Below are 17528 nucleotides of genomic sequence, written 5' to 3' on the forward strand. Positions count from 1 at the left end.
ATTCACCGAGGCGATTCACCGGGCATGACGCGGCACCGCCGAAAATGATGAACGGCGGCCCGAGGGCCGCCGTTCATCATTCGCTTCTCGCCTACCACCTGTACCAACGGGACCTTGTGCCCGTGGGCGTCGTGCTTCGCATCACAAATCCCAGAAGCCAAACGACCAGAACGATGATGGCAATCCACCAGAGCGCCTTCACGGCGAAACCGACACCGAAGAGAAGGAGTGCGAGCAGCAGAACGAGCAGGATGGGAAACATGGTCTGCACCTCCACCTGGCGGGTTCCCATTACCCGTCCGCCTACACGTCGGTTTTAGGCGGTCCGCAATTGGCGCTGACTTGTCTGCCCGTGTTTGGTCGCCAAGGCTCAGGGCAGACGCGTTTCGTGCTTCGGACCGGAGGCACGTCCGTGGGAGTGGCACGGCGCGCCCTGGTGCGGCTGCGTGTGTATCCGTAATTCCCGCGGTGGCAATCATCCGTTCCGTACCGCTGAGGGAGTGGCAGCGCATCATGCGCACACACGCGAGCAGGAAGCATCCGCACGACGACGCCCCCGACACCGCAGCCGACTTCGACCGACTGGCGCACCTGCCCGAGGGGGCCCAACGCGAGGCCGTACGCCAGCAGCTGGTCAATGCCTGGCTGCCCATGGCGCAGCGGATCGCCGGCCGGTTCAGGAACCGCGGGGAGTCCCTCGAAGACCTGTGCCAGGTGGCGGCCCTGGGCCTGGTCAAGGCCGTCGACCGGTACGACCCCGAGCGCGGTACCGCGTTCGCCGGCTTCGCCGTCCCCACCATCACCGGTGAGGTCAAACGGCACTTCCGTGACCACATGTGGACCCTCCATGTGCCACGTCGGGTCCAGGACCAGCGCAATCGGGTCCGTGCGGCCCAGCGCGAGCTCCTCCAGACCGTCTCGGGCCGGGCGCCGACCCTTGCGGAGATCGCCACGCAGGCCGGGCTGACGCCGGAGGAGGCGAGGGCCGGGCTGGAGGCCGTCGACTCCTTCAGCGCCCTGTCCCTGGACGCCGAACTCCCGGGTGGCGAGGGCGGATACACATTGTGCGACGGTCTGGGCGGCCCGGATCCCGCGCTCGATGTCGTCATCGACCGGGAGGCAGTCAAGCCCCGGCTGCGGCGCTTACCGGCGCGGGAACGGAAGATCCTCTACATGCGGTTCTTCCGCGACATGACACAGCGCAGCATTGCCGAGGACCTCGGCATCTCCCAGATGCATGTGTCACGCCTGATCAGCAACTCCTGCGAGCGACTTCGCCGCGAGATCATGCAGGACGCCGCATAAGGAGTGCGATATAAGAGGAAAGCGCCACACGGACATGAGGGAGGCGCCCGGTGATGGAGCAAGGCGGAAACGGTCGTGAGCGCGGTCGGGACGAGACACCGGAGGAACGGGCGGACCGGCTGTGGGCTGAACTGCTGCAGGAATTGCGGGTTGCCCAGACAGGTGTGCAAGTCCTGTTCGGATTCCTGCTCACGGTGGCGTTCCAGGCCCGTTTTGCCGGCCTGTCCGACACCGACCGCGATATCTATACGGTCACCATTCTGCTGGGGGCGGCGACGACCGGAGCTCTCATCGGTCCCGTGTCCATCCACCGGCTCCTCACCGGCCGGCGGCTCAAACCGGAGACAGTCCAATGGGCTTCCCGACTCACGCTTGTCGGACTGTTTCTGCTGCTGTGCACGATGGCGTCGTCGCTGCTGCTGATCCTGCGACTGGTCGTGGACGACTCGCTCGCCCTGTGGATGGTGGCCGGAATGGTCGTCTGGTTCGTCATCTGCTGGGTCGTCCTGCCGCTCTGGGCCCGCGTCACGAACGCGCCCGGGGAGTGACGGCGACGCATCAGTCCACCGGCGCCTCCGTGATGTCCAGAAAGACATGATCCGCCTGTGGCCAGGCCGTTGAGATCAGCCGTTTGATGCGTACGCAGACCAGCTCGACCTCCTCGCTGTCGAAACCGGGAGCCAGATCGACCCTGGCGGCCACGAGCGTCGACTCCAGGCCGAGCCGCACGGTCAGCAGCGCGGCGACATAGCCGGCAGGGGACTCGTTCTTGTCAGCGTTCAGCGCATGGAAGCCCTGGTAGAAGGAGAAGCAGCCACCCATCACGAACATCCCCACGGCGGCGAGCAGCGCCCAGAAATAGCGCTCCTTGCCGTACCGAACGGATGCCGGACATCCGGCGGGCGACGGCTGCGGCGCACCGCGAGAAGAAGGAACGCCTCGTTCATGCTGTCGGCGACCGAGTGCGCGGCCTCTGACAGCAGAGCGGGAGACCCCACGGCGATTCCGGCGACGGCCTTCGCCACCGCGATCACCAGATTCGCGGCGAGCGCGACCAGGACAGTGACGCGGGTCCTTCCGTCGGAATTGTTGCCGTTCATTTCGGTCACCGTGTGCCCGTGGTCATGAACGCCGGTAGGAGTGACGCGAGTCAGCCGTGGGGGAGGTGGGGTGGGTGCCGATCCCTGTGAGCCTGGCGGTACTCTGCGCCCACCGCCAGATGGGTGGCGTGGCAACCGTGGAGGAATTTGTGACAACAATAAACAGATCGTGGCGGCGCGCAGGCGCCTTCGCAGCGGTCGCGACGGCCGGTGTGTTCGGCGTCGGCCTGGCGGCCGGAACCGCTCAGGCGCACACCCCGGAGTGGAAGGTGACCTGCACCGACGTCAGCGTCCACCTCACCGCCTACAGCTCCAAGGACGACAACACCGTGACCGTCACGGTGGACGGCAAGGACCTGCTGCCCACTGAGACGTTCAGGGGGAGCTTCGACAAGAAGCTCGAGCTCCCCAAGCATGACAAGGAGCTCTCCGTTCGCCTCGTGGTGAAGGCGGGCGACAACGACAAGTTCTCGCGCGACCTGACCGAGACGGCGCCGGTGTGCGAGAACAACACCCCCAGTCCGACCCCGTCGGAGACCCCGAGTTCCACTCCCTCGCCGAGTGAGACTCCGAGTGAGACGCCGAGCGACACGCCGAGCACCGCCACCAGCTCTGCTGAGGTGCCCCCGGCTTCGGCCAAGCCGAGCTCCCCCTCGGGCGACCTGGCCGAGACGGGCTCCTCCAGCTCCACGCCGCTGATCGGCGGCGCGGCCGCTCTGGTCATCGTCGCGGGCGGCGGCATCATGTGGGCCGCGCGGAAGCGTCGTAGCGCGCAGCACTGACGCCGGCACGGAAGACGCGAGGCGGGTGGGCCGTCGGGGACGGCCCACCCGCCTTGTTGCGTTCTGCGGCTTTGTCTCGTAGTCAGGCCGCGGCGGGCGTGTAGTGAGCCGCCTCGTCTCCCTCGACGACCCGGCTGAGCCCGCCGTCGACACCGACCGGGACATCGCCCGCGACCGTCACCCGGTGCAGCAGCCGAGGCAGATCGCCGTAGTCGTCGGGCGCGTAGTGCTGGGTGCTGCGGTTGTCGAAGAGGACCAGATCACCCGGGGCCCAGGTCCAGCGGACGACATTCTCCGGGCGGGTCACGTACGACTGCAGGATCCGCAGGATGTCGCGTGACTCGGACGGCGAAAGGCCCACCAGACTCTGTGCGAAGCCGCCGATGAACAGACCGCGCTCGCCCGACTCCGGGTGGACGCGGACCACGGGGTGCTCGGTGCGATACCTCGTGGAGACGAACCGCCTGCGGTGCTCGGCCGCCTTCTCCGACTTCGGCTCGGCGTAGTCGTACGCGTTGGTGTGGACGGCCCACAGCCGGTCCGCCAGCTCGCGCAGCGCGTCCGGCAGATCCTGGTAGGCGGCGACCGAGTTCGCGATCAGGGTGTTGCCACCGTACGGCGGGACCACCAGGCTGCGCAGCGTGGACGCCTTCGGCGGCGTGCGCAGGAACGTGACGTCCGTGTGCCACTGGTTCGCGCGGATGCCCTCGTCACCGTCCACCGGGAGGATGTGCGGCTGGCCCTCCACGGAAGGCACGGTGGGGTGCGCGGTCGTGAGCTCGCCGAAGAGCGAGGCGAAGCGTATCTGCGCGGCGTCGTCGAGCTGTTGGCCGCGGAAGAAGAGCGCCTTGTGCTCCACGAGCGCCGCGCTGATCTCGGTGACGATGGCGGGGTCGAGGTCGGTGGAGAGGTCGACGCCGAGGATCTCGGCGCCGATGCGGCCGCCGATCCGGCGGATGTCGAAACCGGTGCTGGTCATGCGGGTGCTGCCTTTCTCTGGGCGGTGAGTGAACGGGGTCATTGGGTAAGTGCAGGCCGGCCTGCGGGCCGCTCCAGGCCGTAGTGGTCGCGCAGGGTGCGACCGCTGTACTCCGTACGGAACAGGCCGCGCGCCTGCAGCAGCGGCACCACCTGGTCGACGAAGTCCTCCAGTCCGCCGGGCAGATACGGCGGCATGATGTTGAATCCGTCCGCCGCGCCCTCGGTGAACCACTGCTCGAGCTGGTCCGCGATCTGCTCGGGCGTACCGGCGAAGACCCGGTGGCCGCGGCCGCCGCCGAGCCGGGCGATCAGCTGCCGGATGGTGAGCTGCTCGCGCCGGGCGAGATCCGCCACCAGCGTGAAGCGGGACTTGTTGCCGTTGATGTCCTGCTCCTCGGGGAGCTCGGGCAGCGGACCGTCGAGCGGCAGACCGCTCAGATCCGTGCCGAGCATCCCGGAGAGCTGCTGCAGCCCGTACTCCGGGACCTGCAGGCCCGTCAGTTCGTCCTCCAGCGCCAGGGCCTCGGCCTCGGTGGCGCCGATGATGGGGCAGATCCCCGGGAGGATCTTCAACTGGTCGGGCGTACGGCCGTACTTCGCGAGCCGTGACTTGAGGTCCTTGTAGAAGGTCTGGCCGTCGGCGAGGGTCTGCTGGGCGGTGAACACCGCCTCCGCGTACCGGGCGGCGAACTCCTTGCCGTCCTCCGAGGAGCCGGCCTGCACCAGCAGTGGATGGCCCTGCGGCGAACGCTGTACGTTGAGCGGCCCGTCGACGCGGAAATGCTTGCCGCGGTGCTCGATCGGCCGTACCGCGCCGTCCTCCGTGTAGACCCCGCGTTCGCGGTCGATGACCGTCGCGTCGTCGCGCCAGCTGTCCCACAGCTCCTTGGTCACGTCGAGGAACTCGGCGGCGCGCTCGTAGCGCAGCGCGTGCTCCAGATGCTCCTCGCGACCGAAGTTCCTGGCCTCGGCCTCATTCCCGGAGGTGACGATGTTCCAGCCGGCGCGCCCGCCGCTGAGGTGGTCGAGCGAGGCGAACTTCCGTGCCACGTGGAAGGGCTCGTTGAACGTGGTGGAGACGGTGGCGACAAGACCGATGTGCTCGGTGGCAACGGCCAGTGCGGACAGCAGCGTGAGCGGCTCGAAACCGCCGACCGCGTTGTAGCGGGCATTGCCCCACAGGGCGACGCCGTCCGCGAGGAACAGCGAGTCGAGTCTGCCGCGCTCGGCGGTACGGGCCAGCTCCTGGAAGTACGAGAGATCGGTGATCCGGTCGGGCTGGGTGCGCGGATGGCGCCAGGCGGCGTCGTGGTGGCCGGCGTTCATGAGGAACGCGTTGAGATGGAACTGGCGTGGGGTGTCGGCGGACATGGGCGGATCCTCAGTTTCCGGTCGGGGTGCGCCAGGACGTGAAGCGACGTTCAAGAGCCACGAGGAGCTGGTTGAAGGCCACGCCGATGGCGGAGATGGTGATGATCCCGGCGTACATCTCGGGGATCGCGAAGTTGAACTGTGAGGCGTTGACGAGATAGCCGAGCCCGGCCTTGGCACCCACCATCTCGGCGGCGACGAGGACCAGGATGGCGACCGCGCCGGCCAGCCGGATGCCGGTGAAGACGGTCGGCACGGAGGCGGGCAGGATCACTTTCTGGAAGATCCTCGGAGCGGGCAGGTCCATCGACCTGGCCAGCCTGAGCAGGGTCGGATCGACGCTGCTCACGGCGCTGATGGTGTTCAGCAGGATCGGCCAGGTGCAGGCGTACAGCACGATGGAGATCTTCGAGGTCTCGCCGATGCCCAGTAGCAGGACGAAGACCGGCAGCAGGGCGAGCGCGGCGGTGTTGCGGAAGACCTCGAGGAGCGGCCCGAGGAGATCCGCGAGCGGCCGGTACCAGCCGATCAGCAGGCCGAGCGGTACGGCGATGACGACGGCGAGACCGAAGCCGGTGAACGAGCGCTGGAGGCTGGCCTGAGTGTGTTCGGCGAGCTGGCCGTCCAGGAGCAGCTGCCACCAGGCGACGGCGACCTCCGAGAACGGCGGCAGGAACGTCCGGTCGACGAGTCCGAGCCGGGGCGCCGCCTCCCACACCGCGAGCAGCACGGCGATGGCGACGGTCCGGGTGACCACAGTCAGCAGGATCCGGCCGGCGCGGCGGACCGGGGCGGGCAGTGCGCGGGTGCGGACTGGTGGGGCGAGTGCGGGGTCGGTGCGCTGCGCCGCGCCGTTCACATCGACGGCTGTCGCGAGCGCCTTCTCGGTGGCGATGCTCATAGCGTTGCGGCCTCCCTCTCCTCTTGCTGGGCCCGGCTGACCTCGTCGCGCAGCAGGTTCCAGATCTGATGGCGGTGGTGCGCGAACTCGGGGCTGGAGCGCGGATCGGTGTCGGCGCCGCGGTCGCCGAGGCCGATCGGGACCACCTCCTTGACCCGGCCGGGACGGGAGGTGAGGACGGCGACCCGCTGCCCGAGATGGACCGCCTCGTCGATGCCGTGCGTGATGAAGACGATCGTCTTGCCGGTGCGCTGCCAGATACGCAGCAGCTCGTCCTGCAGGGACTCGCGGGTCTGCGCGTCGAGTGCGGCGAACGGCTCGTCCATGAGCAGCACATCGGGGTCGTAGGCGAGGCTCCTGGCGATGGCCACGCGCTGGCGCATGCCACCGGAGAGCTCGTGCGGATGCCGGTCCTCGAAGCCGTTGAGACCGACGAGCGCCAGATACTCCCTGGCGCGCTCGGCCCGCTCACGGCGGGGCACCCGGGTGGCTTCCAGGCCGAACTCCACATTGCCCTGCGCGGTGCGCCAGGGCAGCAGGGCGTACTGCTGGAAGACGATGCCCCGGTCCAGACCCGGTCCGGTGACGGGCTCGCCGTCCAGCAGGATCTGACCGCTGGTGGGTTCGGAGAGTCCGCCGAGGAGGTCGAGCAGGGTGGATTTTCCGCAGCCGCTCGGGCCGACGACGACCACGAACTCACCGGCGGCGATATCGAGATCGATCCCGTCCAGCGCGGTGACGTGCTGCTGTTTTCCGCGTACGGGGAAGGTCTTGCCCACCCCTCGGAAGCTGATCTTGGCGGTCACGGGATCAACTCGCCTTCTTGGCACGGTTGTTGAACTCGTTGGTGTAGAGGTCGGGGACGCTGACCCGGCCGGACTTGAGGTCGCCGCGCTCGGTGAGCCAGTCGGCCCAGACCGACAGCTCCTTCTCCTCGATCCGACCGCCCGGCGCCGAGACGCCATAGGAACGCCAGTACTTGAGGGCGGCGGCGCTCTCGTTGCGCTTGCGCTTGGCGACGATCTCGGTCATGCGCGCGACGACCTCGTCGCGCTGCGTGGTCCGGGCCCAGTCCAGGGCTTTGCCCACTCCGGTGACAAAGGTCCGTGCGGTCTCCGGGTTCTGCTTGATGAAGCGCTCGGTCAGGACGTACGTACCGGCGCTGAAAGCCCCGCGCAGGTCGTAGTCGCTGAAGAGCTTGCGTACGCCTCCGTCCTCCAGCGCCTTGTCGCGCAGAATGCCGCCGAGTACGGCCACATCGATCTGGCGCTGGCGCAGGGACTGTTCGGTGTTGACGGGTGGGATGACGATCCGCTCGACCTGCTCGGCCTCGGCCCGGCTCAGCCCGTTCTTCTTGAGGTAGATGTCGAGCATCGCCTCGTGGTGGGCGCCGAGGGTGTTCATGCCGACCTTCTTGCCGATGAGGTCGCGGGCCGTACGTATGGCGCTCTTCTCGGTCACGTAGAAGCCGTTGTACGCGTACTTGTCGGAGCCGTAGTAGCTGATGACGGCCTTGATGGGGGCCTTGCGGGCGGCGAGCTTGACCACGGCTCCGTTGAAGGCGCCGCCGAAGTCGGTCTGGCCGGACGCGGCGGACTGGATGTCCTGCGGACCGCTGATGGTGTTGCCCACCCACTCGAGCTTCAGGTCCTCCAAGTAGCCGAGGGAAGCGGCGAGTTCGGGCGGGCTGACCTGGCCGACCGAACCCTGGTAGCGGAGCGTGGTGGTGTTCCGCGTGCCGCTGCCGACCGCCGTGCCGCAGCCGGCCGCCGCCAGCGCGGAGATGCCGGTGAGGACGAGGAAGTTACGTCTGGTTGTGGTGTGCACGTCGGATTCCTTCAGTGGCTGCGGGAGGCGGAGGTCGCCGCACCGTGGGCTGGGGACTGGGCGGGGGAGAGGATTCGGGAGGGGAGCGACTGGATGAACTCGTCGACGACGTCGAAGAGCCGGAGTTCGGCCTCGGGGCTCAACTGCGCCCCGCCTTCGGGCAGCCGCTCGACATGGCTGTCGAGGAGGAAGGAGCCGCCGACGACATGCCGGGCCCCGAGCGCCGAAAGAACCGGGCGCAGGGCGTAGTCGATGGTGAGTACGTGTGCCAGGCTGCCGCCCGTGGCCAGCGGCAGAACCGTCTTTCCGGCCAGGCCGGACTGCGGCAGCAGATCGAGGAAGGCCTTGAGCAGTCCGGTGTAGGAGGCCTTGTAGACGGGTGTGGCCACTATCAGACCGTCCGCCGCGGCGACCTGCTCGGCCGCCGCACGCAGGGCGGGCGAGTCGGACCGGCCGGCCAGCAGTTCGGCCGCGGGCAGCTCACGCACCTTCAGATGGCCCGCGTCAAAGCCGGTGACGGACAGTCGCTGGACCGCGTGCTCGACCAGCAATTCGGTGCGCGAGTTCACGGACGGGCTACCGGAAACAGCCAGGATGGAGGTCATCAGTCATTCCGTTTCGGGGTACGCGAAGATGCCTGAAACATCGCGCTGAAAAGGCGCGCGACAGGTTCAGGAAAAGGGTTGAAGAGAATCGGAAGGCTCTTTTAAGGGCCTTGCCGTGAGAATTGCTGCCTCGGCGGGGCGGAGGTGCTCAGCCTGGCCGGAACCCTCTGGAGAGAGGGGTCGACGCCGGAAGAGAAGTCAGCTGTGCGTGTTTCAGCGGCCGGCGGCACAGAGTGCGCTGGCGTGCCGTCGAAGATCGACGTGCAGGCGCGATACGAGAATGTCAGCTTGACTCACACCGGAGAGAATGACAGCGACTTCCGGTCACGTCAATGTCCACCGGAAATCGTCTCGCATGGTGAATTGTTACAGCTTTCTTTCGTGAATGTGGCTCGCGCGGAGCGACCGGCGCGGGCCGGTGAGACGGAGAACGGCCGGCGCCCGGGCCCCCTGGCCCAGTGGAATGATCACTTGATCTCCCGGGCGCCAATGGTCGTGCCATTGCCTGTGCTCCCCGACTGTTCTTCCCCTCGTTCCCACCGCCCCCTGGTGTGTCTGTCCGAGCGCCGCGATGCTGTCCGCCGACAGCATTACGCGCGCTCAACCAGCTCGATTCCAGGAGTAGTTGTGGGCCTTGGCAGAGTAAGACGGTCCGTCGTGCTGTTCGCGACGGTGTCCGCACTGACGGCCGGGGCGACATCCCCGGCCGTCGCCGATTCCACCCCCGACCCCCGTCCCCGAGACTCCGCCGAAGTGCTGCGGCCCGTCGCGCCGCCGCCCGCGAGCGGTCCGGCCGGACGGCCGAGATCCGTCGCGGACGGCGACGGCATCGAGACCGCGCGCAGCTCCCGGCCGATCGCTCCGGGCATCAGCCTCACCTCGTACGACCGGCTCGAATCGGACAAGTGGCTGCGCGTCGACGCGCTCTCCGTCGACCTCGACGGCAGCGGCGTACAGGCCGACTACCTCTCCTCCGGGAAGGTCGCCGACCGCCGTGCCGTCTCCGAACTCGCCGCACAGCATGACCCCGGCAAGGGGCGGCGCACGGTCGCCGCGATCAACGCGGACTTCTTCGACATCAACCAGACCGGTGCACCGCAGGGCCCCGGCATCAAGGACGGCAAGGTCACCCACTCGCCGGCCACCGGCACCAACCGGGCCGTCGGCATCGGGCCGGAGAACGCCGGACGTGTCCTGCAGCTGTACTTCGACGGCACTCTCACGCTGCCGTCCGGTGCGCACCCCCTGACCGCGTACAACGCCGCGAACGTCCCGGCCGGCGGGATCGGCGCGTACACCGCCGCCTGGGGAACCGCCGACCGCGCGCTGACCGTCGACGCCGCGACTCCCGTCGCCGAAGCGGTCGTACGGGACGGCAAGGTCGTCGCCGTCAGCGGTCGGCCCGGCACCGGGCCGATCGCCGCGGACACCACTGTCCTGGTCGGCCGGGAGGCCGGAGCCGGGCTTCTGGCGGCGCTGCGCCCGGGCGACGCCGTGTCCCTGGAGTACCGGCCGCGTACCGACAGCGGGCCTGTCCCGCGTACCGCCGTCGGCGGCCGCGAACTCCTCGTCGTCGACGGCGTACCGCTGAACCACGAGGGCGAAGGCAACAACACCGCCGCTCCCCGTACCGCCGTCGGATTCTCCAAGAACGGCCGCGCGATGCAGGTCGTCACGGTCGACGGCCGACAGGCCGACAGCGGCGGAGTCACCCTCACCGAACTCGGCCTGATGATGAAGAAGGCCGGCGCGCACAGTGCGCTCAACCTCGACGGCGGCGGCTCCTCGACACTCGTCGCCCGCGAACCCGGCAGCGACGCCCTCCAGGTGGAGAACAGCCCCTCCGACGGCAGCGAGCGCACCGTCCCCAACGGCCTCGCGCTCACCGCGCCCGACGGCAGCGGTCGGTTGCGCGGCTTCTGGGTCGAGACCCGCACGCCCGCCGCGAGCGCCCCCACCGCCGACCCGGTCAAGGGCGGCCACCCGGAGCGGGTGTTCCCCGGCCTGACCCGCCGGCTCACCGCCGCCGGTTACGACGAGACATACGGACCGGCCGCCGGAGCACCACACTGGCGGGCCGTCCAGCCCTTGGTGGGCCGGGTCGACGACCACGGGACGTTCCGGGCGCGGCACAGCGGCACGACCGAGGTACGCGCGGAACGTGCGGGTGCCCATGGCAGCACCGAGCTGACCGTGCTCGACGACCTGGCGAGAATCGAGCCGACCACCAAGCGGGTCGGCCTCGCGGACGCGAGCGCCACCGGCACCTTCGGTATCCTCGGGCTGGACGCCCAGGGCAACAGCGCGCCCGTCGAACCGGCCGATGTGCAACTCGGCTACGACCACACGCTCTTCGACATCCGCGACGACGGCCGGGGCTCGTTCACCGTCACGTCCCGCACGGGCAGCGGGGCCGGACAGATCATGGCGACGGCCGCGGGCGTCACCACCGTGTTCGCCGTCAGCGTCGGCCTCGCCGAGCAGCCGGTCTCCGGCTTCGACGACGCCGCGTCCTGGACCTTCAGCCAGGCCCGCGCGAGTGGCTCGGTCGCGGCGACACCCGAAGGACAGAGTGGGACGGGCCTGGAGCTCACCTACGACTTCACGCAGTCGACCGCGACCAGGGCCGCGTACGCCAACCCGCCGCGGCATATCGCCGTTCCGGGCCAGCCGCAGTCCTTCACGCTCTGGATCAAGGGCGACGGGAAGGGCGCCTGGCCGACACTGCACCTCAAGGACGCGGCCGGCTCCGACCAGTTGCTGCGCGGACCGTACGTCACCTGGACGGGCTGGCGGCAGGTGACCTTCGCCGTGCCGCCGGGGGCCGCGATGCCGCTGTCGGTGCACCGCTTCTATCTGGCCGAGACCGCGGCCGCCAAGCAGTACACCGGGAAGATCGTGATCGACGGCCTGACCGCGCAGGTGCCACCGACGGTCGTGCTGCCTCAACAGCCGCGTACGGCCGACCCGTTGATCGACCCGGCCGCCGAGACCGAGGGCAGGGACTGGCAGTTCGCGGTCATGTCCGACGCGCAGTTCGTCGCCCGCGACCCCGACAGCGCGATCGTGGCGCAGGCACGCCGGACCCTGCGCGAGATCAAGGCCGCGCGGCCCGACTTCCTCATCGTCAACGGCGACCTCGTCGACGAGGGCTCTCCGGCGGATCTGGCCTTCGCGCGCCGCGTCCTGACCGAGGAACTGGGGGACGAGCTGCCCTGGTACTACGTGCCGGGCAACCATGAGGTGATGGGCGGCAAGATCGACAACTTCATCGCCGAATTCGGGCCCGCGCACCGCACGTTCGACCATCGCGGTACCCGGTTCCTGACCCTCGACACCTCGAGCCTGAGCCTGCGGGGCGGCGGCTTCGACCAGATCAAGGCGGTGCGCGCACAGCTCGAAGCGGCGTCGAAGGACGCGAGCATCTCGTCGGTGATGCTCGTCGAGCACGTCCCGCCGCGGGACCCGACCGCGCAGAAGGGCAGCCGGCTCGGCGACCGCAAGGAGGCGGCGCTGATCGAGCAGTGGCTCGCGGAGTTCCGCCGTACGACCGGAAAGGGGGCGGGGCTCGTAGGCAGCCATGTCGGCGTCTTCCACGCCGAGCACGTGGACGGCGTGCCGTATCTGATCAACGGCAACTCGGGCAAGGCCCCGGCGGGCCCGGCGGACGAGGGCGGCTTCACAGGCTGGTCGCTGGTCGGCGTCGACAAGGTGTCGCGCGGAGAGCAGCTGGCGGGGCGGCTTCGCCCGTGGGAGGGCCGCCCGGACTGGGTCTCGGTCCAGACCCGGGCGCATGTCGACGGCCTGACCCTGGACGCGCCCGCAGTGCTGAAGCCCGGCCACGCCGCGGACGCCCGGGCGACGGTCACGCAGGGTGCGCGGCGGGTCCCGGTGGCGTTCCCGCTGAGCGCGGACTGGACGGGCTCGCCGAACCTGTACATCGGCGCGCCTGAGGACGCTCGCCACCGCCATGCGGCGGCGTTCGACCCGGTTACGGGCCGGCTCACCGCGCTTCGGCCGGGGACGGTCACGCTGGCGGTGACGGTGGGCGGCGTCACGGAACGTACAGCGATCCGCATCGCGGCGGAGGGGGTGGCATCGCGCCGGGCGGCGTAGGCCCGTCGTGGCCGGGGAGCGGCCCTGCGTCCCGCGTCCCGCGTCCTGCGTCCTGCGTCCGGCGCCCCGCGAGCCGGGCGTGGGAGAGGCGGCCGTTCTCCGGGCCGTGCTGGCCGAGCAGGAGTAGGGCACCACCACACCGGTCGTCCCGAGGATCGAGAGCCCGCCTAGGATGCCCACCCGCGGATTCCAGGTGGAGTGGGCGATCTATTCGCCATCGTCCACCGAGAGCGTGATCTCCGCGTCCCCCGCGCTCGGCCGCGACCCGCCCGATGTGCTGGCACATCGTCCGGCGGCACGGGATTGACCGCAGGCTCGCCGGCATCGAGATTCCCGAGGGACACGACACCGACGCCGGCACATCCCGTCTCTACCGCCCAGTTGCGTCCCCGCAGTCCGTCGCCGCCTCGGCGAGTGCGCGTACCAGTGGGGTCGCGCGGTCCGTGCGCCAGATCAGGGCCCACTGGACGGGCGGGGCATCGTGGAGGGGTAGGTAGACGACGTCGGTCTGCGCGTTGTAGCGCCGCCCCTCGTCGGGGACTGTGCAGACCGCGTCGCCTGCCGCGACGAGGGCAAGGATCTCGTAGAAGGTGGCGACGGCCGGGCCGCGGCGGACGAGGCGTCCGGCCGGTGTGCGGGCCGGCAGGACGGCGGTCTCCCAGTAGGCGGGAATGGGGCCGTTCAGGCGCGGCACGATGTGGTCGCCGAGCACCTCCAGGCTCACCGACTCCTGCCGGGCGACGGCGCGCTGTGGTTCACCGAGACCGCCGCCGACCGCATCGGCCGCCTCACCACCGACGGAACGGTCACGGGGTACCCGCTGCCGCGCACCGGCGCGTTCCCCTCCGCGATCGCCGCGGCCGGGGACGCGATGTGGTTCACGATGAACCAGGCCAACGCCGTCGGCCGCATCGGCATGGACGGCCGCATCACGGTCCACGAGCTGCCCACCGAGGCGGCCGCACCGGTCGGAATCGCCGCGGGCCCGGACGGAAGCGTCGGGTTCACCGAGATCGCGGCCGGTCAGATCGGTCGGAGAGCGCCCGACGGCCGGATCACCGAGTACCCGCTGCCCGACCGCGGCTGCGGCTGCAGTGGACCCCGTCGTCCGTACTCCCGGAGTCCAAGGGGCGTCTCGTCTTCCGCCCGGTGGCCGACCGTGAGGACCTCCTCGCCCTGATGGCCCCGGTCATGGAGGGCACCCTCGACGCCCACGGCCAGGCGCACCTGGCATCCGGACTGAGCCCGCGCGAGGCGGCGGAACGGCACTACGACGGAGAGTTCGCCAGGTTCAAGAGCCCGCACGAGTGGTGGCGCATCGCCGAACTCACCGACGGTGGCGGTCCGGTGGGCTGACTCCCGCAGATCGGGCAGGGCGTGGCCTGGAAGTCCTTCTCGCAGCGCAGGCACCGGCCGTGCTTCACGGTGTCGGCGTCCGGCTGGACCACCGTGTCGGCACTTCCGCACCGTGCGCAGTGCACCTCGTTCTCGTCCACGTTCCTCCTCAACCACCGGTAGGCAGAGGGGCATGGAACCAGGTGCCGGCGGATTCCGCTTGCACGCTTCCCCCCGGCCCGACCCATGCGGCCAGCAAGGGATTGGGGCGGCCCGCTCGGGCGTACGATCCCCGCACCATGAACGAAGGTGTGCCGGGATGCATCGAGTGGAGCGCTCCGACAAGCTGCCGTGGTGATCTGATCACCAGCGTCGCGAGATGGATCTTGAACTTCGGCGGAACGGTCTCACGTGGCCTCTGACAGTCCCCGCCGGGCCGCGGAGGCGACGTGGTTGCGCGTCACCCGGGTGACCTCGTCCCAGAACGGCTTGGCGGTCAGGTACGTGCCGAGCGCGGACAGGAAGCCGAGGGAGACGTCCACGCTGAGCCGCCCCTGTTTGGCCCAGTAGACGTCGCTCAGGTCCAGTAGCAGGGCGAACTCGTCAGTGATCAACGCGGTTCCGGCGCCGTAGGCAGCGGCGATGACGGGGTGGCCGACGGCGCGTTCGTCGCCGCGTACGGCGATTAGGCCGATACCGGCGAGCGTGGCGATGCCGAAGTTGTAGTGGTGCAGATGCTCGCCGCCCGCGGAGATGTTCCCCCAGGGCAGCCAGCCTCCGCGGATGCCGTGGGTGACCAGCCGGACCGTGCCCCAGGTGGTACCGAAGGCAACCCAGGTCACGATCAGCGATCGCTTCGTGGGGGTGAGATGCCGGTCGGCCGACTCCCGCCACCGCTCAACGAGCCGCGGCCTGGTCTGGGCGTGCTGCCGCGAGGTGTCGGATTTCATGGAGTGGACTCCAAACTTCGGCCCGCTTGTGCCCGCGGTCTTCTACGTCGTACGCCAGTCCGCTCACGTGGACCTATCACTTGTGGAAGGAGCTGGCGTGGCCGACGGCGTTCATGCAACTGGTGCAGTGGTCGTCGCAGTCGTACACCGCATCTGCTGTGGTGATCGCCTTGCTGTTCATCACTCGGCCGGACAAGGCACTGCCGTCGCGGTCGAGGACGTGCAAGAGCAGTCCCCCGTCGGCCTTCGTCGCCAGGTGTTCGGCGCGCATGTTGTACATCGGCCACCTCCTACTCGAACGCAGTAGTGGTCAAGCCCATGAGACGGCACGATCGCCCGAACCGGCGACCTAAGCCTGCCATCCGGGTGAACGACTGCCGGTGCTGAGAAGCCGTCGACGGTGCGCGAGGCCCTGGGGCCCCGCCTGCTCGTCCAAGGCAGCGAGAGGGTCAACGCTCGGCAGCAGCGAACGATGCTCAAGTACGTGCTCGGCTGCCTCCGGGTGTCGGATGCTGAGTCCTGAGGCGGTGAAGGTGGCCGAGGCCCGCTCGGTGAGGTGGTGCACCCCGATGCACTTGGCTGCCCGGCCGCTGGCGGCCGGGCTTGCAGGGCACGGTCAGCAGCTGGCGGACCGACGGGGTCTGATGATGTGCCGGATTCGGTTGCGGATCCCGCCTGGATGAAGTCCATCGCGTATGCGGGATCCGCAGCCGGGGACCTGGCGGGCTCGCTCGCCGGATGGTTCTGATCCGCTGCCGAGGCGTGTGCCGTCTTCGCGGCGTGGTCTCTCAGCGGGCGCTGCCGATGTTGCGGTCGGCGTCGGAGCCCTTGAGCATGAGGGTGGTTTCTTCGATGCGGTTGAAGCGGCCGTCGGGGGCGAGGTCGGCGAAGACGTAGACCTCCATGGTGACGGTGGTGCCGTCGGTCTTGGTGATGTGGCAGGTGTGCCGGTCGGCGTACTTGTCGCTGTCGTACAGCTCTTCGTGGACCTCGACCTTGCCGCCGGCGACGATGCCGCGCAGGTGGTTGATGTGGTCGAGGAACTCGGTGCGGTCGGCCCACTCGCCGTCCGTGCGCTGCCGGTAGTCGGGGGTGAAGTGGCGGTCGGCGGCTTCCTCCAGGGTGATGTCGTGGTTGAAGAGCAGGTCGTTGAGGGCGGCTTCGATACCGGTGCGGTTCATCTGGATTCCCTGGGAGTGCGAGGCGGTCCGGGAGGGCCGGTCGGGTGGGGCTGTGATCGGTGTTTGCCGGTGATGTTCGGCTTTTTCAGGGGGTGGTGGTGAGGGTGTCGTCGAGCCAGTCGTAGATCCGGGCCAGGGACAGGCGCATGGCGCCGGGGTGGCAGTGGGCGTCGGCGCCTTCCTCGGCGGTGAACACCATGAGGGTCTTGGGGCAGGTCAGGTGGTTGTAGAGCTGCTCGGGCTGGCCCTTGAAGAACTCGTCCTCGGCGGCGTCGCAGACGAGGGTGGGGCACTGGATCTGTTCGGCGATGCCGTCTTGGAGGGTGTAGTCGAGGTAGGAGGCGCTGAAGGCCCGGGGCTTTGTCGAACCGGGTCTCGGCAAGGCGGGACTGCCCGGTGGCGGGATCGCGCAGCGCGTCCAAGAGCTGCCGCAGCAGGCTCTCAGAGAAGGGGGTGCCGCGGAGATCGAGGTGGCCACGAGGGTCCAGGTAGCCGAGGTAACGATCCCGATCGGCGTCCCTGAGGTGAGCCAGGCACTCGGGGTACGGCTCTACCTGACGGCCGCGGCACCCAACTGGGTCGCCGTGCCACGCGCCGGTTGCGCAGTGCGGCCAGGACGGCGGGTCAGACGAGGAAGGCGGTGTACCGGTGGGCGTCATGTCCGCTGGGACGCCTCTGTCCGAGGACTGGTTGCCGCGGGCGGTCTGCCCCAATCAATCCGGTCCTCTCGCGCTTCACCCGTGCCGCCGCACACCCCGCCTACCAGGCCATGCTGGAGATCGGCCGCGCCCAGCGCACCGTGTTCGTCGCCCGCAACCTGCGCGACCGCGCACTCCAGCGGGAGATTGAGGAAGGGCGCGTGCGGTACGCCGCTCAGACCGGTGCGCCTGGCTCGGGCGGCATACGCCCGCGGTGAGCTGCCGCGCGAGCGCGACAGGGTGCAGCAGCCCCGCTGCGCAAGGGCCTCAGGGGCGTCGTCGCTCCGCAGCCGCGCGTGGGGCCTCCGGGGACAGGTCCGGCTCTCGCGCCCGCCGACCGGCCCGCCGACAGGCGTGCCGCCCCCGGTGGGCACAC

General features: G+C 69.4%; 20 protein-coding genes and 3 pseudogenes. 8 read left to right on the forward strand and 15 right to left on the reverse strand.

Annotation, left to right across the window (positions count from 1 at the left end):
* Positions 1 to 91 precede the first annotated feature (91 nt).
* Positions 92 to 262: a hydrophobic protein gene (locus tag ACFYXH_RS12295; RefSeq protein WP_362685195.1), complete on the reverse strand. Its 171-nt coding sequence runs from the start codon at positions 260 to 262 to the stop codon at positions 92 to 94.
* 251 nt (positions 263 to 513) lie between these two features.
* On the opposite strand from ACFYXH_RS12295, the gene ACFYXH_RS12300 reads away from it, so the two are divergent.
* Together ACFYXH_RS12300 and ACFYXH_RS12305 are read left to right on the forward strand one after the other, a co-directional pair.
* Positions 514 to 1305, forward strand: a complete 792-nt coding sequence (locus ACFYXH_RS12300) for a SigB/SigF/SigG family RNA polymerase sigma factor (RefSeq protein WP_389562245.1) — start codon at positions 514 to 516, stop codon at positions 1303 to 1305.
* A gap of 53 nt (positions 1306 to 1358) precedes the next feature.
* A complete protein-coding gene (locus ACFYXH_RS12305; RefSeq protein WP_389562012.1) occupies positions 1359 to 1853 on the forward strand; it encodes a DUF6328 family protein in 495 nt (164 codons plus the stop codon).
* A 10-nt stretch (positions 1854 to 1863) separates the two neighbouring features.
* On the opposite strand, the pseudogene ACFYXH_RS12310 reads toward ACFYXH_RS12305, so the two are convergent.
* Positions 1864 to 2405 (reverse strand): annotated as a pseudogene (locus ACFYXH_RS12310) (cation diffusion facilitator family transporter).
* 149 nt (positions 2406 to 2554) lie between these two features.
* Between ACFYXH_RS12310 and ACFYXH_RS12315 the strand changes: the two are divergent.
* The gene (locus ACFYXH_RS12315; RefSeq protein WP_389562013.1) at positions 2555 to 3187 is read left to right on the forward strand and encodes an LAETG motif-containing sortase-dependent surface protein; all 633 of its coding nucleotides are present in this window, start codon (positions 2555 to 2557) and stop codon (positions 3185 to 3187) included.
* A gap of 82 nt (positions 3188 to 3269) precedes the next feature.
* Here the strand turns inward: ACFYXH_RS12315 and ACFYXH_RS12320 are convergent, their stop codons facing one another.
* The 7 genes from ACFYXH_RS12320 to ACFYXH_RS12350 form a co-directional block, all read right to left on the reverse strand.
* Positions 3270 to 4166, reverse strand: a complete 897-nt coding sequence (locus ACFYXH_RS12320) for a TauD/TfdA dioxygenase family protein (RefSeq protein WP_389562014.1) — start codon at positions 4164 to 4166, stop codon at positions 3270 to 3272.
* A 38-nt stretch (positions 4167 to 4204) separates the two neighbouring features.
* Positions 4205 to 5539 (reverse strand): LLM class flavin-dependent oxidoreductase, encoded by a 1335-nt coding sequence (locus tag ACFYXH_RS12325; protein WP_389562015.1) that lies wholly within the window; start codon positions 5537 to 5539, stop codon positions 4205 to 4207.
* Between the two features lie 10 nt (positions 5540 to 5549).
* Positions 5550 to 6440 carry an ABC transporter permease gene (locus ACFYXH_RS12330; RefSeq protein WP_389562016.1) on the reverse strand — a complete coding sequence of 297 codons (891 nt, stop codon included), beginning with the start codon at positions 6438 to 6440 and terminating at the stop codon, positions 5550 to 5552.
* Positions 6437 to 7246: an ABC transporter ATP-binding protein gene (locus ACFYXH_RS12335; protein ID WP_389562017.1), complete on the reverse strand. Its 810-nt coding sequence runs from the start codon at positions 7244 to 7246 to the stop codon at positions 6437 to 6439. Before ACFYXH_RS12335 ends, ACFYXH_RS12330 begins: the two co-directional genes overlap by 4 nt.
* Positions 7247 to 7250: 4 nt before the next feature.
* A complete protein-coding gene (locus tag ACFYXH_RS12340) occupies positions 7251 to 8267 on the reverse strand; it encodes an ABC transporter substrate-binding protein (protein WP_389562018.1) in 1017 nt (338 codons plus the stop codon).
* A gap of 11 nt (positions 8268 to 8278) precedes the next feature.
* The gene (gene ssuE / locus ACFYXH_RS12345; protein ID WP_389562019.1) at positions 8279 to 8872 is read right to left on the reverse strand and encodes an NADPH-dependent FMN reductase; all 594 of its coding nucleotides are present in this window, start codon (positions 8870 to 8872) and stop codon (positions 8279 to 8281) included.
* Between the two features lie 213 nt (positions 8873 to 9085).
* On the reverse strand, positions 9086 to 9169 hold the full coding sequence (locus ACFYXH_RS12350; RefSeq protein ID WP_351446407.1) for a putative leader peptide: 84 nt from the start codon (positions 9167 to 9169) through the stop codon (positions 9086 to 9088).
* A 363-nt stretch (positions 9170 to 9532) separates the two neighbouring features.
* On the opposite strand from ACFYXH_RS12350, the gene ACFYXH_RS12355 reads away from it, so the two are divergent.
* Positions 9533 to 12988: a phosphodiester glycosidase family protein gene (locus ACFYXH_RS12355; RefSeq protein WP_389562246.1), complete on the forward strand. Its 3456-nt coding sequence runs from the start codon at positions 9533 to 9535 to the stop codon at positions 12986 to 12988.
* Positions 12989 to 13160: 172 nt separating this feature from the next.
* Positions 13161 to 13295 carry a hypothetical protein gene (locus ACFYXH_RS12360; protein ID WP_389562020.1) on the forward strand — a complete coding sequence of 45 codons (135 nt, stop codon included), beginning with the start codon at positions 13161 to 13163 and terminating at the stop codon, positions 13293 to 13295.
* A 63-nt stretch (positions 13296 to 13358) separates the two neighbouring features.
* On the opposite strand, the gene ACFYXH_RS12365 is transcribed toward ACFYXH_RS12360, so the two are convergent.
* Positions 13359 to 13712: a LysR substrate-binding domain-containing protein gene (locus tag ACFYXH_RS12365; RefSeq protein ID WP_389562021.1), complete on the reverse strand. Its 354-nt coding sequence runs from the start codon at positions 13710 to 13712 to the stop codon at positions 13359 to 13361.
* 15 nt (positions 13713 to 13727) lie between these two features.
* Between ACFYXH_RS12365 and ACFYXH_RS12370 the strand changes: the two are divergent.
* Both ACFYXH_RS12370 and ACFYXH_RS12375 read left to right on the forward strand, forming a co-directional pair.
* Positions 13728 to 14069 (forward strand): annotated as a pseudogene (locus ACFYXH_RS12370) (virginiamycin B lyase); the annotation flags it as partial.
* A pseudogene (locus ACFYXH_RS12375) lies at positions 14069 to 14341 on the forward strand (GNAT family N-acetyltransferase); the annotation flags it as partial. The pseudogenes ACFYXH_RS12370 and ACFYXH_RS12375, both read left to right, overlap by 1 nt.
* Here the strand turns inward: ACFYXH_RS12375 and ACFYXH_RS12380 are convergent.
* The 5 genes from ACFYXH_RS12380 to ACFYXH_RS12400 form a co-directional block, all read right to left on the reverse strand.
* On the reverse strand, positions 14257 to 14484 hold the full coding sequence (locus tag ACFYXH_RS12380; protein WP_389562022.1) for a hypothetical protein: 228 nt from the start codon (positions 14482 to 14484) through the stop codon (positions 14257 to 14259). The pseudogene ACFYXH_RS12375 and the gene ACFYXH_RS12380 overlap by 85 nt on opposite strands.
* Positions 14485 to 14730: 246 nt before the next feature.
* Positions 14731 to 15273: a hypothetical protein gene (locus ACFYXH_RS12385; RefSeq protein ID WP_389562023.1), complete on the reverse strand. Its 543-nt coding sequence runs from the start codon at positions 15271 to 15273 to the stop codon at positions 14731 to 14733.
* Positions 15274 to 15349: 76 nt separating this feature from the next.
* Positions 15350 to 15553, reverse strand: a complete 204-nt coding sequence (locus ACFYXH_RS12390; RefSeq protein ID WP_389562024.1) for a hypothetical protein — start codon at positions 15551 to 15553, stop codon at positions 15350 to 15352.
* 508 nt (positions 15554 to 16061) lie between these two features.
* Positions 16062 to 16454 (reverse strand): nuclear transport factor 2 family protein, encoded by a 393-nt coding sequence (locus tag ACFYXH_RS12395; protein ID WP_389562025.1) that lies wholly within the window; start codon positions 16452 to 16454, stop codon positions 16062 to 16064.
* 85 nt (positions 16455 to 16539) lie between these two features.
* On the reverse strand, positions 16540 to 16836 hold the full coding sequence (locus tag ACFYXH_RS12400) for a hypothetical protein (RefSeq protein WP_389562026.1): 297 nt from the start codon (positions 16834 to 16836) through the stop codon (positions 16540 to 16542).
* A gap of 258 nt (positions 16837 to 17094) precedes the next feature.
* Between ACFYXH_RS12400 and ACFYXH_RS12405 the strand changes: the two genes are divergently transcribed.
* A complete protein-coding gene (locus ACFYXH_RS12405; protein WP_389562027.1) occupies positions 17095 to 17370 on the forward strand; it encodes a Tn3 family transposase in 276 nt (91 codons plus the stop codon).
* The last annotated feature ends 158 nt before the right edge of the window (positions 17371 to 17528 follow it).

It is taken from the genome of Streptomyces sp. NPDC002730, assembly GCF_042888805.1.
In the GTDB taxonomy this organism is placed as follows: Bacteria; Actinomycetota; Actinomycetes; order Streptomycetales; family Streptomycetaceae; genus Streptomyces.